Source organism: Paenibacillus lycopersici (genome assembly GCF_010119935.1).
Taxonomy (GTDB): domain Bacteria; phylum Bacillota; class Bacilli; order Paenibacillales; family Paenibacillaceae; genus Paenibacillus_Z; species Paenibacillus_Z lycopersici.
This window is the reverse complement of record NZ_CP048209.1, coordinates 3,837,376-3,853,838: the sequence shown is the minus strand read 5'-3', so window position 1 is coordinate 3,853,838 and position 16,463 is coordinate 3,837,376. Positions and strand designations below refer to the sequence as shown.

17 protein-coding genes are annotated in these 16,463 nt (G+C 57.3%); 13 read left to right on the top strand and 4 right to left on the bottom strand.

The window, feature by feature from the left end:
* The first annotated feature begins 46 nt into the window (after positions 1-46).
* From GXP70_RS16945 to GXP70_RS16910, 8 genes are all read left to right on the top strand, one after another.
* On the top strand, positions 47-1,840 hold the full coding sequence (locus GXP70_RS16945; RefSeq protein ID WP_162357919.1) for an extracellular solute-binding protein: 1,794 nt from the start codon (positions 47-49) through the stop codon (positions 1,838-1,840).
* 1,092 nt (positions 1,841-2,932) lie between these two features.
* On the top strand, positions 2,933-3,874 hold the full coding sequence (locus GXP70_RS16940) for an ABC transporter permease (protein ID WP_225442449.1): 942 nt from the start codon (positions 2,933-2,935) through the stop codon (positions 3,872-3,874).
* A gap of 22 nt (positions 3,875-3,896) precedes the next feature.
* A complete protein-coding gene (locus GXP70_RS16935; protein WP_162357918.1) occupies positions 3,897-4,775 on the top strand; it encodes a carbohydrate ABC transporter permease in 879 nt (292 codons plus the stop codon).
* Between the two features lie 75 nt (positions 4,776-4,850).
* A complete protein-coding gene (locus tag GXP70_RS16930; RefSeq protein WP_162357917.1) occupies positions 4,851-6,632 on the top strand; it encodes an extracellular solute-binding protein in 1,782 nt (593 codons plus the stop codon).
* Between the two features lie 174 nt (positions 6,633-6,806).
* The gene (locus tag GXP70_RS16925; protein ID WP_162357916.1) at positions 6,807-7,319 is read left to right on the top strand and encodes a GNAT family N-acetyltransferase; all 513 of its coding nucleotides are present in this window, start codon (positions 6,807-6,809) and stop codon (positions 7,317-7,319) included.
* A gap of 184 nt (positions 7,320-7,503) precedes the next feature.
* Positions 7,504-7,767 carry a CD3324 family protein gene (locus GXP70_RS16920; RefSeq protein ID WP_162357915.1) on the top strand — a complete coding sequence of 88 codons (264 nt, stop codon included), beginning with the start codon at positions 7,504-7,506 and terminating at the stop codon, positions 7,765-7,767.
* A 289-nt stretch (positions 7,768-8,056) separates the two neighbouring features.
* Positions 8,057-8,788: a Stf0 family sulfotransferase gene (locus GXP70_RS16915; protein ID WP_162357914.1), complete on the top strand. Its 732-nt coding sequence runs from the start codon at positions 8,057-8,059 to the stop codon at positions 8,786-8,788.
* Between the two features lie 46 nt (positions 8,789-8,834).
* Complete coding sequence (locus tag GXP70_RS16910) at positions 8,835-9,275, top strand: GNAT family N-acetyltransferase (RefSeq protein ID WP_162357913.1); 441 nt, start codon at positions 8,835-8,837, stop codon at positions 9,273-9,275.
* A 168-nt stretch (positions 9,276-9,443) separates the two neighbouring features.
* Here the strand turns inward: GXP70_RS16910 and GXP70_RS16905 are convergent, their stop codons facing one another.
* Positions 9,444-9,779, bottom strand: coding sequence for a DUF1904 family protein (locus GXP70_RS16905; RefSeq protein WP_162357912.1), 336 nt, complete (start codon positions 9,777-9,779; stop codon positions 9,444-9,446).
* A gap of 273 nt (positions 9,780-10,052) precedes the next feature.
* A complete protein-coding gene (locus GXP70_RS16900; RefSeq protein ID WP_162357911.1) occupies positions 10,053-10,445 on the bottom strand; it encodes a LysM peptidoglycan-binding domain-containing protein in 393 nt (130 codons plus the stop codon).
* A gap of 39 nt (positions 10,446-10,484) precedes the next feature.
* On the opposite strand from GXP70_RS16900, the gene GXP70_RS30190 reads away from it, so the two are divergent.
* A complete protein-coding gene (locus tag GXP70_RS30190) occupies positions 10,485-10,850 on the top strand; it encodes a cysteine-rich CWC family protein (protein ID WP_318652378.1) in 366 nt (121 codons plus the stop codon).
* A 30-nt stretch (positions 10,851-10,880) separates the two neighbouring features.
* Here GXP70_RS30190 and GXP70_RS16890 read toward each other — a convergent pair whose 3' ends face one another.
* A complete protein-coding gene (locus tag GXP70_RS16890; RefSeq protein WP_162357909.1) occupies positions 10,881-11,180 on the bottom strand; it encodes a hypothetical protein in 300 nt (99 codons plus the stop codon).
* 220 nt (positions 11,181-11,400) lie between these two features.
* Between GXP70_RS16890 and GXP70_RS16885 the strand changes: the two genes are divergently transcribed.
* A complete protein-coding gene (locus GXP70_RS16885) occupies positions 11,401-12,285 on the top strand; it encodes a hypothetical protein (RefSeq protein WP_162357908.1) in 885 nt (294 codons plus the stop codon).
* A 288-nt stretch (positions 12,286-12,573) separates the two neighbouring features.
* Here the strand turns inward: GXP70_RS16885 and GXP70_RS16880 are convergent, their stop codons facing one another.
* Complete coding sequence (locus GXP70_RS16880; protein ID WP_162357907.1) at positions 12,574-13,626, bottom strand: LamG domain-containing protein; 1,053 nt, start codon at positions 13,624-13,626, stop codon at positions 12,574-12,576.
* 218 nt (positions 13,627-13,844) lie between these two features.
* Here GXP70_RS16880 and GXP70_RS16875 point away from each other — a divergent pair, with 218 nt between their 5' ends.
* The 3 genes from GXP70_RS16875 to GXP70_RS16865 are packed head-to-tail and all read left to right on the top strand — an operon-like array spanning position 13,845 to position 16,417.
* On the top strand, positions 13,845-14,999 hold the full coding sequence (locus tag GXP70_RS16875) for an acyltransferase domain-containing protein (protein ID WP_162357906.1): 1,155 nt from the start codon (positions 13,845-13,847) through the stop codon (positions 14,997-14,999).
* Between the two features lie 23 nt (positions 15,000-15,022).
* Positions 15,023-15,496: a DinB family protein gene (locus GXP70_RS16870; protein WP_162357905.1), complete on the top strand. Its 474-nt coding sequence runs from the start codon at positions 15,023-15,025 to the stop codon at positions 15,494-15,496.
* A gap of 24 nt (positions 15,497-15,520) precedes the next feature.
* Complete coding sequence (locus GXP70_RS16865; protein ID WP_162357904.1) at positions 15,521-16,417, top strand: sugar phosphate isomerase/epimerase family protein; 897 nt, start codon at positions 15,521-15,523, stop codon at positions 16,415-16,417.
* The last annotated feature ends 46 nt before the right edge of the window (positions 16,418-16,463 follow it).

The window sequence follows — 16,463 nt, the reverse complement described above, 5'->3', positions numbered from 1 at the left end:
AGTCTCGACCGCGGAACGATGACCGAAGCAAACAGGGGGCAAGCGGATGAATGGAAGAGCGACGATTCGCCGGGCTGTAACGTTGGGCATTGCGGCTATACTGGCAGCGGCATTGGGCGGCTGCTCCGGCGCCGGCGGCGGTGCCGGGGATTTCGGAAGCGGCGGCAGCGGTTCGGCAGAGAAGGGAGCGGCTCGGTTGGCCGACACGGTCGGCGGGCAGGCCGCCGATCTGGGCAGCAGCGGCAAAGCAGAAGCCGATAGCTCCATTGCCGGCACGGCGGCGCAGAAGCCGATTACGTTGAAAGTAGAGCTTAACAGCACGGGCAAAGATTTCGAGAGCACGGAAGTCTATGACGAAATCACGCGCATGACCGGCGTTACAATGGATATCCAAACCTACGACGAGCAGAAATTCAAGGTCGAGCTCGCGGGCGGGAATCTGCCGGACATTATCCAGGTTCCGAACAAGAACATCAAGGAATTGATCGAAGGCAATAACATCCTTCCGCTCGACGACTTGGTGAAGGCATACGGACCCGACATCGCGCAACCGGTCCTCGCGCGGAGCCTGGATTATATCCGGCGCTTCTGGAGCGACGGCAAGAACAAGCTGTACATGGTTCCGGTGCAGGTCGGCAGCAGCGGCTTCGGCTTCCAGCAGGAGACGGGCTTGAACGTCCGTTGGGATTATTACAAGGAGCTCGGTTATCCGCGGATTCGGAGCATCGACGACATGGTGAACGTGATTGCCGAGATGGTTCAGCGGCATCCCGAGACGGAGGACGGCAGCAAGACGTATGGCGTAAGCATGTGGAACGACTGGGGAACCTGGAGCATCCGCAGCATCGGGTTGATTACCGGGGGCGGCGTGTACGACGTCAATACCGGGCAGCTCGTCAACGATTATACCGATCCCGATCACAGTGCGGTATGGGACATGGCCCGGTTTCTCTATCTGGCGCAGCAGCGCGGCATCCTCGATCCGGATGCTTTCACCGCGAAATACAACGATATCGTGGCGGAGGCTTCGAAGGGCACGCTGCTCTCCGCGTTCGCGACATGGCCGTTCGCTTATGTCAATGCGGAGCTGCTCCGGCAAGGGCCGGATAAGGGCTTCGTGACCCTTCCGCTCGACTGGGGATTTACGAACGTCGGCGGGAGCACGGTCGCGGGCTGGAGCGATCGCGCATGGGCGATCACCAGCAATTGCAAGGATCCCGGGCGGGCGATGGCGCTCATTAACTTCCTCGTCTCCGAGCAAGGCTCGCGCTTGATCGCCAGCGGCATTCAAGGACGGCACTGGGACTATGCCGACGGCGTCCCGCAGATGAAGCCGGAAACCGCGGCGCTCGCGGCCGAAGGCGGCGATAGCTGGAAGCGGACGGGAATCGGCATGTTCGCGAACCAGCAAGGCTTCACGGATCATGTCGTCACGAACGACGGCGGCATCGTGAACCTGTTCGAATCGCCCGAGATGTACAAGGCCAAGATGAACTCGCTCTACGAGGACTATGACCGGCATTACGGCGTTACCTATCCGGCGGAGGCGTATAAGCGGCTCGTCGAGCAAGGGAAGGTGAAGACGCTCGACCAAGTGCCGCAGGATATCTTGAACGCGATGCCGCCCAAGCCGGACGACATCATCCGCATTCAGAGCAAGCTGGATGAGCTGCTCATGAAGGGCATGCCGGTCGTCGTGCTCGGTTCGGCGAATGACGCGGAGTTCGCGGTCAACGAGCAGAAGCTGATCGACCAGCTGGTCGATGCCGGAGCCGACCGGTATTTCGCATGGTTCAAGCGAGCCTTCGAGGAGACGAAGGCGAAGATGGGGCGCGGTTGACCGGTGGCTGTAAGGGGGCAATTGGAGCGAAATGGCGTAGCGGATCGTAGGGCAGGGCGTCTGGCAGCCAGGATAGTAGCTAGTAGCTAGGATAGTGGTGCGAGATTGAGTAGGGGCGGGCGATAGAGCAGAGAGATCGAAAATCAAGTGTGTATCACTGGTGCAGTTACAGATTTGAAGCCGGGACTTGGCGCTTGGTGCTTGGGGCCGCGCTTCCACATGTTGTGGGAGTGCGGCTTATTTGCTTGTCCTTACGTAGGCTCCAAGCGTTAGATGATGGCAGTTTGGCCGACCCTGAGCGGCGGCCTGTGGCTGTGTGGTGGGGGAGGTGGCACGAGGCTGAGGTTGAAAAAGCTGCCAGTGGGCAGCTTTTTGTGTGAAATCCCGGGCCTGAGGCTTAAAAAGCTGCTGTTGAGCAGCTTTTAGAGAGAAGTTGTTGGCTCGAGATAGAAAAAGCTGCCGCTAAGGCAACTTTTCATATGAGATCGCTTGTTCACGACTTGAAAAGCTGCCATCAGAGCAGCTTTCTAAGCAATATCACTATATTATGGATGAAAAAGCTGACATTTGAGCAACTTTCTGAGCATTATCCCTGGTATAAAAAATGAAAAAGTTGCTGAATCCGCTGCGCCTCGCGCCCCCAACGCCCAGCGCCCGGCGCCAGCCTGCCGTACCTCGCGCCAACAGTGCATCGGAGCGAACCCGCTACGCCTCGCAGCCTCGACGCACCCGTCGCCAGCCCGCCGCGACTCGCAGCCTCGACGCACCCGTCGCCAGCCAGCCGCGACTCGCACCTCAGCGCACCTGGCGCCACCTCGCCCTGCTTCGCGCCCGCAGCGCCCGGCGTCACCCCGCCGCACCTCGCACCTCAGCGCCCCCCGCATCACCCCGCCTTGCCTCACAGCCTCCGCACCCCCAGCACTGCACCCAGCACCACCCCACCGCACCTCGCGCCTCAACTCCTCCAGCACCCCTAGCCATACACCTGCATTTCAGTCCAAATATCGTAGATTACTCCATATTTCCTTCGCCTGCGATCCCTTATACTCAAGTCAGCAAAGCAATCCAGATTGGATGATGGAGTGATCGACGATGAAAGCCCCGTCCAGCGCGGCCGCCGTTTCGGTTCGCAAGCGAAGGTTGAAAGCAAGCCGGGTAGCCCTGTTCGCCATGGTAGTGCCGTTCGTGATTCTCGTGTTCGTGTTCAATTACATTCCGCTGTTCGGCTGGCTGTACGCCTTCTACGACTACAAGCCCGGCATTCCGCTGTCGCAGACGCCGTTCGTCGGCTTGAAGTTCTTCCGGCTCGTGCTCGACAGCAAGGACGATCTCATCCGGGTGCTCACCAACACGATCGCCTTAAGCATGCTGTCGATCCTGACCTCGCCGCTCGCCGTTATATTCGCCATTCTGCTGAACGAGACGCGAAGCAAGCTGTTCAAGAAAACGGTCCAGACGCTGACCACGCTGCCGAATTTCATCAGCTGGATCATCGTCTACTCGCTGGCCTCGGTTATTTTCTCCTCGGGCGGTCTGCTCAACCAAATTTTGTTCAAGCTCCATTGGATCGAGGATGCGACGAACGTGCTCGGCAATCAGCCCGCGACCTGGTGGTTCCAAACGGCGATCTCGGTCTGGAAAGGTCTCGGCTTCGGCAGCATCATCTACCTGGCCGCGATCGCGGGCATCGACCAGGAGCTGTACGACGCGGCGAAAGTCGACGGGGCAGGGCGGTTTCAACGCATCATGGCCATCACCGTTCCGGGCATCATGCCGACGTTCTTCGTGCTGACGCTGCTCAATGTCGCCAACCTCCTGTCCTCGTTCAGCTTCGAGCAGAACTTCGTCTTCTACAACTCGCTCGTGGCCGACAAAATCGAAACACTCGACTATTACGTGTACCGGACCGGAATCGCGACCGGCGACGTATCGTTCGGCACGGCGGTCGGCATGGCCAAATCGCTGATCAGCATCGTGCTGCTGTTCTCGGTGAACGCGGTATCGAAGCGGGTAAGAGGCCAGTCGGTATTTTAGGAGGAAAGGAGCGGGAGCGCGCATGAACAAGTCATCGAACCTGTCGTTCGACATCGTTAACTACGGCATACAGATCATCTTCACCCTGCTGTGCATCTATCCGTTCTACTACATCTTCATCTATTCCGTCAGCGATCCGCAGCAGGCGCTGAAGGGCGTGATCCTGCTGCCGAAGCAGCTGACGTTCGTGAATTACACGCATATCTTCCGGCTGGACAATATGCTGCATTCGTTCCTTATTTCGGTGCTCCGAACGGTGATCGGCACGATCGTCACCATTGCCTGCAGCTCCTGGTTCGCCTATGCGGTGACGAAGAACGAGCTGTATGGCCGCACCGTCATCTACCGGTTCCTGATCGTAACGATGTATTTCAACGCGGGGCTCATTCCATGGTACATCACGATGAAGGAGCTGGGGCTCAAGAACAACTTCCTGCTCTACATCCTGCCGTTCGCCGTCGTCGCCTACTACGTCATTCTGCTGAAAACGTTCATCGAGCAGCTGCCCCAGGCGCTCGAAGAATCGGCGATGATCGACGGGGCGGGCTATTTCCGAATCTTCACGTCCGTCATCGTCCCGCTCTCGACGCCGATCATCGCCACGATTGCCGTCTTCGCTTCCGTCAGCCAGTGGAACACATGGACCGACAATTATTTTCTCGTCTCCGCCGACAACCTGCAGACGCTGCAATTGATTCTGTACAACTATTTGACGGACGCCCAGCAAATCGTCAACAGCAGCAATCTGCAGGACTTGAACCGCGGCCTCGCGACCAAGATTTCGCCGGAATCGATCCGCATAACGATTACGATGGTCGTGACGCTGCCCGTCATGCTCGTCTATCCGTTCCTGCAGCGGTATTTCGTCAAAGGCATTATGCTAGGCGCGATCAAAGGCTAGGCGCGATCGGCGGATGCAAGGCTTCCGACTGGAAGCCGTCATCATATACAAGACCATTAAACAGGAGGTCATGGCATGAAGCGGAACAAAGCATTCAAAGGCAGCATGCTGCTCGTATGGACGGCCGCCGTCGTGGCGCTGTCGGGCTGCGGCGGCAATAATGCGGCGAATAATTCGCAATCGGCTTCGACGAACGACGCCGGCACGGCATCCACGAACAACGGCACGGCAACGAATGACGGCGGCTCGGCGAATGGCGATACGGCGAATAACGGTACGGCTGCGGCGAACGACGGCGCGGGAACGGACGATGCCGCGGCGCCGGCGAAAGAACCGATCACGTACAAAGTGCTGGTCAACGCCACGCAGAAGGATTTCGAGAACACGGAGGTCTACAACGAAATCACGAAACAAACCGGCGTCACGATGGACCTGGAAACGTACGACGAAGAGAAGTTCAAGGTCGAGCTGGCGAGCGGCGACTTGCCCGACATCATGCAGGTGCCGAACAAATATTTGGCGCAGATGATCCAGGGCGGCAATATCATTCCGCTCGATGATCTCGTGCAATCGAACGGACCGGATATCTTGAAGCCGGCGTTCGAGAAGAGCCTCTCGTACAGCAAGCAGTTCTGGAGCGACAACACGGGCAAGCTCTACGTCATTCCCGTCCAGGTGGGCAAAGCGGGCTGGGGCTTTGACCAACAGACAGGCTTCAACGTCCGTTGGGATTATTACAAGGAGCTCGGCTATCCCGAGATCCGCAATGTCGACGATATGGTGAACGTGCTCGCCGACATGGTCGCGAAGCATCCGAAGACGGCGGACGGCAAGAAGGTCTACGGAACGGCCATCTGGAACGATTGGGGCACATGGGGCCTCACCAGCATGGGCATGATTACCGGCAACGGCTCGGTCGCCAACAATTATACGGATGTGCCGAACAGCGGCTTCTGGCAAACGTCCGAATTTCTGTACAAAGCGAAGCAGAAAGGCATTCTCGATCCCGACGCGTTCACGGCCAAGTACAACGACATCGTGACGAAAGCATCGCAAGGCACGCTGCTTAACGCCGCGGCGACCTGGCCGTTCCAGGCCGTCAACGCAGAGCTGCTGAAGGAAGGACCGGATCACGGGTTCGTAACGATTCCGCTCGATTGGGGCTTCGCGTGGGTAGGCGGCTCTACGGTCGCGGGCTGGTCGGACCGCGCATGGGCGATATCGGCCAAGGCCAAGGATCCGGCGCGCGCCATGGATCTGATCAATTTCCTGACGTCGGAGCAAGGCTCCCGGCTGATCGCGAGCGGCATTCAAGGCGTGCACTGGGATCTGGTTGACGGCAAGCCGCAGATGAAGCCGGAAATCGTGCAGCTCGCCGCATCCGGCGGTGACGCCTACAAGAAAACCGGCATCGGCATGTTCGCGAACCAGCAAGGGATGACCGACTTCTCGGAACTGAGCGATGGAAGCCTTGCGAACCTGTACAATACGCCGGAAGTGTTCGCGACGAAGGTCAATTCGCTGAACAAGGATTACGACGAGCACTACGGCGTGACGTATCCGGCCGCCGCGTACAAGAAATTCGCGGACGAAGGCAAAGTGCTGACGCTCGACGTCGTGCCGCAGGACGTGCAGGCCGCAATGCCTGCTCCGCCGGATGATATCAAACGGATTCAGACCAAGCTGGACGATCTGATGACGAAGGGCATCCCGGATATCGTGCTGCATGCCAAGAACGACGCGGATTACGCGAAACGCCAGGAAGCGCTGATCAAGAAGCTGAACGATGCCGGCGCGGACAAATATTGGGCATGGTACATGCAAGCGTTCAACGATACGAAGGCGAAATTCCAATAGGACATCATCGGCTCGATGCGACTGATTCGCATACGAGCCTGCCATGAAGCCGCGTGAATCGCGGCTTTTTGCCAGGTTCGCCGCGTACTCTCATTCTACTTTCCGGCTATTCATGATACGATTGACGTTAATAGGATCGGAAATCGCCAACATAGGGGACAGGGAGAGCTGAGCATGGTGGACATTCGAAGAGCGCGGCCGGAGGATGCGGAGGCACTCCGCGGGTTGTACATAGAAGCCGCCATGTGGATTCGCGAAGCGAGAGGCTTCAACCAGTGGCGGGAGGAGACGTTCGCAGGGGCGTACATCGAGCAGTTCATCGGCTCGCGCGACGTATTCGCCGCTGTCCTGGACGGCAAGCCGGTCGGCTGCTTCTCCGTGGAATGGGAAGACGAGGAAATCTGGGGCGAGCAGTTTCATCGCAATGCCGGATACGTGCACCGGCTCGTCGTGTCGCGCGAGCATCGGGGACAAGCGATCGGCGGGAAGATGCTGGACTGGGCGGCCGAATACATCGGCAGTCAGGGCAAGTCATGGCTGCGGCTCGATTGCATGGCGGACAATCCGCCGCTCAACCGCTATTATGAACGGCAGGGCATGAGCTTCAAGGGACGCTTCGACGCTGGCGCCTGGAGCGCGAATCTATACGAGCGACGGATCGAACCGTCAGAGCCGAAGTGCCGGTAACATTCTGTAGGAGGGGATCACGATGTCCGAAGACAAAGAAACGATGCTCTATGCAAAGTCTACATTATAAACAACGGCGGTTGTTTGTATAGAGCCGAAGAATGGACCGCTTATGATGCGTAAACGGAGTTTATAATGAGACTTTGCTTCCTTAAAACCATCATGTTTAAGGAGTAGAGCGATCATGAAATACGTAAACGCGAATGTTTTACCGGAGCCCTTGCTGAAGGAAGTACAGAAATATATCAACGGCGTTATGATTTATGTCCCGAAACCCGAAGGAACGCGAGAGGGATGGGGCGCGAGGTCCGGCAGCAGGGCCTATATCACGCAGCGAAACGAAGACATCCGGCGGCGATTCGCGCAAGGAGCTACCGTGGCTCAGCTTGCCGAACGGTTTTATTTGTCCTGCGGAAGCATCAAGCGAATCGTCTACAGCAAGAAATAATCAATAATAGCCTGTTGAAGCTAAGCCACATTAGATCATTGTCTAATGTGGATTTTTATGTCAAGAACCGTTTAGATCGGTTCGTGATCTATGAACCCGTCGGAGCAAGCTGATAGACTGGTCATGCAGGCAGCGATTTCCTGCGGGCATCGATGGCTCCGTACGAGCCTCCGCTGCGTCCGGAACGGGTCGCGGTCACGGAGCTGAGGGCCGTCGAAGATCGTGCGCAGAAGCTTGCGGCGTACCTTATGGGGAATTTCGCATTCAGATCGGAAAGAGAGGAATAGCAATGACAAAACCAGCATTGAGCTACACGATTTGGTTCTCGCAGCGTACGGGAAGCACGCTTCTGAGCGAGGCGCTTACCTCGACCGGAATCGCGGGCAATCCCGCCGAATGGCTGCATTATCAACACAATGATCCGGCAACGATGACGCCCGGTAAGCTGGAAGCGATATGGCGGCACGGCATGACGCCGAACGGCATCTTCGGACTGAAAATCCAATTTGAACAGCGATGGGTCGACGCGTTCCGCGCGATGTTCGACCTTTCGGAGCATGTGTCGCGGGCCGATGTATGGAGCACCGCATTTCCCAACTGCGCCAAACATATCTATATGACGCGGCGCAATAAAGTCAGATTAGCCGTTTCGTGGTGGCGTGCGATCGTATCGGGCGAGTGGCACCGGAAAGCGGGGCACAAGCCCGACGAACAAGATCTTGCGGATCAGTACAATTACGAGGCCATTCGTCATCTGATTCAAGAAAGCATGATGTGCGAGGCGGCAATCGAGGATTTCTTCACGGCATCCCATATTAACCCGCTTACGATCGTCTACGAGGATTTCATTCTGGATTACGAGGGAACCGTCAAACAGGTGCTGGCCTTCCTGAATCTCCCGGCGGACAACGTCGCCATCGCCCCTCCGGCATTCGATAAATTAGCCGACGAGGCGGCGGAGCAATGGGTGCAGCGGTACCGCGCGGACAGTCAGAAGGGTTGGGAGAACGTTCGGTGGTGAGCATGCAGCCGAACTGAGCGTGCAGTCGATAAGGAGGCGCAGGCCAATGATTCGAATCCGTCCGTATCAGCCGTCGGATGTGCATGCGGCAGCGGAACTCGTGGGGCTGCTGGGATACGCGGCGTCGGAGGAACGGATGCGCAAGCGAATGGAAGCGATCGATTCCCAGCCGACGGCCGCTACCTTCGTTGCGGAGTATGGCGGAAGCGTTGCCGGCATGGTCGGATTGCGCAAGCTGTATCCCTACGAGCAGGACGATCCGGTCGTTCAAATCGCGGCACTGGTTGCCGGCTCGAATTACCGCGGTCTCGGCATCGGACGAGCGCTCGTCCTGCAGGCGGAACGATGGGCGGCGGAAGCAGGCGCTTCCGCGCTCGTGCTTACAAGCGGCATGAGGCCCGAGCGCGAGGAAGCGCATCGCTTCTACGCGCATCTCGGTTTCGCCGTGACCGGCAAGCGTTTCGTGAAAACCGTTCGGCAGCCATGATCGTGAATGTCATGAACGAAACCGGGAACGTCAAAAAGCCGCGACATGCGGCTTTATTTGTCGTGGCAGGGCGGGAAGAAACGGCAGGTCGACGGAATGCCGGATATCGGCAAGATTCATTCGAAGCGCGGGCAAGATCCGAAGCGCCGGAAGCCTGCCTTCGAGCCGCTATACCGAGCGCGTCGGCGAATGAAGCAGCGGCTTGCCTTCTTTATAGTAGAGCGCCGGCGACAGGATTACGAAGAAAATATGAACGTTGTCATAGCCGAACTCCTGTAAGATGCGATACATGTTGAAGGCGACGGCATCATGTATTTCCTGAGCGCGCTGGAACATATGAATTTCGAGCGAGCGCGGCGTGTTCGTGATGATGCGAATATCGAGCAGCTCGATTTTGACGATTTCTTGCGGAATCTTGACGATATGGGCAAATTCCTCGACGACCGAGGGGGTAATTTGCTTCAGGAAAGAAGCGGTAAATCCTTTGAAGCGCAGAAATGGCACGGGAATCCCTTCGTTTCATTAAAATGATCGTACATTGTGATTATAATCACATGCACGTGGGGATTCAACTTGACAGCCTTACCTTATGAAGCGCTGGTCCGGTCATAATCGCGCGTATGCTCATTCTCTCTCGCGCATTCGCGTCTGCTTGTCCGAATGTAACAGCCGGCGAGGAAGCGGCGGGATGTATGGTCTTCCGTTCAAAATAAAAGACAGCCGCGGGGGACGGCTGTCCAGGTGACACAGGCCGCATACCTTATACAGCCGGGGAAATTAACGGCCTGTTTGCTGCTGCATCGGTTGTCCTTGCTGTGTCTGCTGTCCTGCCGCTTCGCCATACGTTTTCTGGCAGTGCATGTTGGAGATCCGCGGGATCACGACGGTTTCGCCGGCTTTCAGCTGGTTCGGATTCTGGATTTGCGGATTCGCTTCCTCCAGAATCGGATGCGGGATGTTGTACATATGGCAAATCGACATCATCGTATCGCCCGGCTTCACTTGGTGCTGCGCAAAAACCATGTCTCCGGCCTGATCTTCCCTGAAGAAAGGGAAGAAGAACGGGGAAAAGAAAAACGACGGGTACAAGAAACGGCCGGGAAAGAAAGGGTGGGGGAACGGACGGAAGAATGGACGCCCGAAACCGCCCGGGAAAAACGCTCGATTCATGAGTCAACCTCCGCGTAAGTAATAGTCATCTGACTATACATGGTATTACGCGGGTGCCTAAAGGTGACAACTATTTCCCGTGTGCGAGGGCCGGATCGCTTGGCGATTGTCGTTCAACCGGATGCATGCTATACTCCGCTTGAATTCGAATCGCTAGCATCGCGTTACCGAAGATGGAGGATGAGAGAACAGATGGATGATGCATCGAACCGAAATTGCCCGATCTGCGGCCAGAGCAACGCCTGCGAAGGCAGTCTCGCGTGCTGGTGCGGCAAAGAATCGTTTCCGAGGGGGCTGCTGGAGCTTGTACCTGACGAATTTCGCAATCGAGCGTGCATATGCCGTGCCTGTCTCGTCCGGTTTATAGAGCAGTCCGAACATGGCGATCGCACCGGGCGAGACTAACGCTATGCTTCAATTTCATCGCCGAGGCGCTTATTCAACCCCGTCAGTGAAATTCTTCTCGTAATGCTTGTCGCCTTTATGTTCAAGGTCGCATACCGTTTTCTCGAGCGTCTGCACGATTTGTTCTTTCACTTGCGCGAGCGTGTCGTAGAACAGCACTTCTTCGCTGCCGACGATTTTGTAGCCGTTGATCGCATGTAGCGCCGTCAATATCCGATGCTGCTCCGCAAGGTCGTTAATGGCCTTAATCGTATGGGAGGTTTGCAGGAACAAGTCCTTATGCTGCTGGTGAATAAGCCGTAGTTCCAATTTCGCCATTCGTTCATTCATCAGGCATTCTCCTTCGCGTGCGCATAATGTTCGCCCTGCAAGAGGGACGAGAGCGGGGTACCACTTACTTGTATGAGCGAAAGCCGCCCGGAATGCCTGCGCCAATTCTTAAATCCGCACACGCCTTTATCCGGTACGATCTGGTAGTATGGTAGAGACATGCTATGAATCTCTCGCAAGCAATCCGTTAGTCATCTATCGACATGGAGGTCGGCGAACAATGAGCAACTCGCAAATCGTGGAGCAGGCAAAAGAATTTCTGTATGGCAATGCGCGGTTATTGGATCGCAAGCGGTATGAATACCATTTTGAGGGCGGGACGAAAGCGGGCGTGATTCAGGCGCTCCGCGCTTACCGGAATACGGACGGCGGCTTCGGCAATGCGCTGGAAAGCGATATTCGCTGCCCCTTCAGCCAGCCGGTACCGACGGAAGTGGCGCTGCTCATCATGGAAGAAGTCGACGGCTTCGATGCGGAGATCATACGCGGCATCGCGGAATATATGCGCTCGCTTACACTGCCCGGCGGCGGCGTCCCGTTCGTCCTGCGGAGCGCGGCCGAGTATGCGCACGCGCCTTGGTGGAAGACCGAGTCGGACGATCGCCCATCGATGAATCCGACGGGCAGGATCATGGGTTTGTTGTACAAGCAGCAGGCTCTGCCGGAGATCGTTCATGAAGCATGGTTCGTTCGCAACGCCGCATATGTATGGAGCGCGATGGCGAACGAGGCGCCGGAAGGCTTCCACGATGCCGTACAGTGGATCGCCTTTCTGGAGAATGTGCCCGATGCCGCGAGACGCGAGGCGTACTTGACGAAGCTTGACGCGTATCTAACCCGGCCTGAGACGATCGAACGCGATCCCTTCGCCGGCGGCTATGTGCAGAAAGTGCTTGATTGGTGTCCGGACCCGAAGAGCTATCCCCGGAAGTTCGTGAATGACGATGTGCTCGCGCGCCATCTCGATATGCTGGCCGGAACGCAGCAAGCGGACGGCGGCTGGCCGATCAGCTGGGAAGCGCCGTCCAAGGGCGCGGAGCTGGAATGGCGCGGCTGGGTGACGGTAGAGCGGCTCAGGACGCTGCGAGCGTACGGGGTGATTTGACGCATGAATGGGGTTTGCCTAGCGGTATTGGTATTAGGACCGTATGAATGCCGACGGGCGGACATCTTCCGAGTTGCTAATGGTTGACGGCGTTGGGCATGGCAAAGCGCTGCGCGCCGGCACCCGGGAGAAGCGGACAAGCTGGCTGCTGGGCGGATAACGATAGACAAAGGGAGGCGGACTGCGGGTCCGGCCTCCCTCTGTACTTAATGGCTAGATGAATGCCGAACGACGGTCATTGCAGCCCGGCGGTGTCGTTCAGGCGCTCGCCTAGTTCATTATCCCGCGTTATTTCAAATACACGCGGCTGTAGTTGATTTCGTAATACTTGCCCGAAAGTGCGGATGCCGGCAGCGATTTGTTGACGCTTGCGACTTGCGTGTGTCCCCAGCCGAAGTCGAAGATGAAGTCCATGTCGATCGGCGTGCCGCCCGCGACGTTGCCGACGGTCCAGTTGTAGTTGGTGCCGGACTGTACGAGATGGCCGTCCATGTACATTTTGTACGAGTTGTCTTTGCCGTAGAGAAGCTGCCATGTGTGATACGCCGTCGGATCGAACGAGGAGACGCCGCCGGCAGCCATGCCCGAGGACCAGCTGCCGTAATTGATCGCATCCGGATTGTTGACGCTGTTCGAATGCCAGCAGCGGCCGTCGAAATTCGTATTGCCGCCGCCGTTGTCGTAGCCGAAGCTCTCGACGAGGTCGATCTCGGCGCCGTTATTCCACGTATTGCCCGCATTCCAGAGCGCGAACCAGAACGCTTGCGGCCTGACGTAACGGACGCGCGTCTCCCAGAGCACGTCATGGCCGAGCAGCGAGCCGCCGTTCGGCAAATTCCACTTCGCCTGGATGGAACCGTTGCCGACGTTGTGCTGGCTCGGCCATACGGTCGTCGCGCCGTTCAGCGGAACGAGGAATGTCTTCATCGAATCCGCCGTAAACTGCCGAACCGGATTGCCCGCGCTTTCGACCGGCTGTGCGCCGGTAGGCGTGCTGCTTAGCGCAGTCGCGGCCGTCGGCGCAACGATGACGGCGCCGTAGTTGGTTCCATTGGCGATCGTGCCGAATTGATCGTGGAACTGGAATTCGCCGATCAGGTCATTCGTGTTCTTGATCGTGCCGCCTGTGCCGAAATGCCAATTCTTCACGAGCGTGAAGCCGCTGAACGAGCCCGATGGCGCCGGGCCTATCGCAGGGCTGGCGAAGCTGCCGCCGCCGACCGTTTCCGCGCTCGGCGTGCCGACCGTCGTCGCGGACAGCGTCAAATCGCCGAAAGCGGACGTAATCCAGTCAAGCTCCGCGCTGCGCCAGCGGCTGCGGGCAACACAGAATATACACATCGTTCCGGTTCCCGACTATATAAAATCGTGACCATTGTAGTCATATTGTGATTTTTCCCGCGCGTTCGCCGTCCGTGAGCGGCCGGGCGGTCCGGCGCTCACCGAAGGGGCTTTCATTTCGCGTCTTGTCCGGTGCTTGCAGCCTTGATATAGTTTGGTTAATAGGCCCAATCCATGAAATCGCACCTGGCTAGCCGTGCGTAGAAGGAGAAACGCAGATGAACGATTCAATGACTACAGCCTTATCGAACGCCGGCGATTTTGTGCAAACCGCCTGCATGCGTCAGATTTGCGAAGCGGTACAATACCCGGATGCCATAACGCTGGCGCTGCTTGCCGAGACGGAGCGGCTGGCTTCGGATCCGGAGCGGGCGGATGCGGCCCGGAGATTTCATCGCGAGCTGTTCGATGAGCATAAGCGCCTGTCCGGCGATAGTAATCGGGAGCTTCTTGCCTGCGCCGACGGAGCCATGCTGGCCGCGGTCGTGTATGCCGGCGCGATTCCCCAGCTATGGGAGCGTTATTATGCGAAGCGCGGCATAGCGGCGCAGATCTTGATCGACACCGTGCAAGACCTCGCGATCTGGATGGAAACGCATCGCAAGCGTCACGGGCAGTGGGGATTGAGCGAATTGGGGTGGCTGCATATCCATATGACGGGCGGGCTGTTCCGCACCGGGCGCCTGCAATTTCAGCCGATCGCATTCCCTTATTCGGCGCGCGTCTTCCGCAACCGGTTGACGGGAGAACATGTCGTGCTGTCCGATGAGGGCGTTCGCTTCCATGCGGACGGACAGTTGGCGGGCGATGCCGATTCCGCCGGCATGCAGGGCGGCGAGTGGACGTCGGCTTTTGCGTTCGACGGCCGGCATTTCGTCGGACATCCGATCTCGCGCCTCGGCGCTGCAAGCCGCGAAACCGTCCGGCTGCCTGCGGATACGTGGAACCTGACGCTGCAAAAGGGCGACGACGTGCTGAACGTCCATATTCCCGAAGGCGGACGCATGTCCCATGACGCGTGTCTGGCCTCGTATGCGAGCGCTGCGCGGTTCTTCGGCGAGTGCTTCCCGGAGCAGCCGTTTCGCGCGTATGTCTGCTCGTCGTGGCTGCTCTCGCCGGAATTCCGGGACTGGCTGCCGGAACAATCGAATATTCGCCAGTTCCAAAGCGATTACCACCTGCTGCCGCTGATCTCGGATGAGACGCAGATCCTTGAACGCGTGTTCGACTTCGGCACGCAATTGGCCGATCTTCCGAAGCTGGCGGCGGAGACGTCGCTTCAGCGCGTCGTCTACGATCATTTGACGGCCGGAGATCGGATGCATAACGGCTGCGGGTTTATTTTGATGGAAGAGAGCGGCGCTGAACAATAGCTCGCCGAATGGAGGCTGCGGATATGGATGTTCGGTTCAATCAAGCTTGGCTGGTTCATAAGTTTCAAGAAATTCAACGGCGGACGATCAAGGCGATCGAGCAGTTGACCGACGAGCAGTTGAATTGGCGGCCGAATGCGGCGAGTCTCAGCATCGCAACGCTTATTCGGCATATCGAAGGCAATATTCTCGAACGGATCGAGAAGGGGATTTTGCATCGCGATGTCAAGCGAGACCGGGAACGGGAGTTTCTGCCGATTCCAATGGCCAAAGCGCAGTTAATAGCCATCGTGACCGAGAAGTTCGATCTGGTCATAGAGACGGTACAACAGCTTACGGAAGCGCAGTTTGAGCAAACGCAGCCCATCCGGTCGAGAGAGCGTACGCATGCGGACGTGCTGCATCAGTGCGCTGCGCATTATTCCGAACATATGGGACAGATCTTCTATATCGCTAAGCAATGCTTGAACGATACGTATGCTTCTACGTCATTATGACAGGACAAGAGAGGATCGATTCGATTGAAACGATTCATGATCGGTCAATACGGCGCTTTCGATGAAGTCAAGTATGCCCGTGATTTCAGAAGCGGTTTCTATGGCATCGAAGCTTGTCTATTTCAAGACGAAGCCGATACGCGGCGGTTGATCGAGGCGTCGAATGACCATGGCTTCCGGATCGGCATCCATTTTCCGCTGTATGCGGACCGGTCTCGCCAGAGAGACGCTTTATTCCTCGCGCAGGACGAGACCGTTCGTTCGGATGCGATCGATTGGATTCGACGGGAACTGGAAGCACTCGTGCCCGTGAGTCCAGACTATGTGCTGTTCCACTATCCGAAGCCCGTCATTCTGGATGATCGCGCGGGCTGGTCGTTATGGCGTTTCGGCGATCCCAGCGAGTACGTCTATGAGAGCGACTATTCATGTGACGAATTCCAACGGCGAAGCGAAGCCTTGTTCGAGTGGCTGTCGGACAAGAGCGAGGAATACCGGTTCACGCCGGTGCTGGAATTCGACGCTTTGAACCGCTATGTCTATGACGGCGACTTCTTGACGCGCTTGCTGGATCGTCATCCTCGAATTCGACTATGCCTGGACACGGGAAGGCTGCATTTGCAGGATCGGATCGATCCTTCTTTCGACGCGAAGCAGGTCATTCGCAAGTTTGCGCGATATGCGGATTTGATCCATCTTAAGAATGTGAAAGTGACGGACAAAGCCGAACATAACAATCATCCCGTGCTGCCGCGGTTGAGACCGGAGGAGGGCTGGGCGCCGATCGAAGATTACCTGGCGCTGGTCAAAGAAGGGAACCCCGATGTGAGAATCATGTTCGAGCATCGTTCCGGCCTGGTCAGCGACGACGAGCTGGAAGCATGCTACGACTGGGTCGAGCGGCTGATGCGCAAGTGCTGATGCGTAAGTGAAAATGTATCGAAACAATCAAGTACAACCGGCGGGA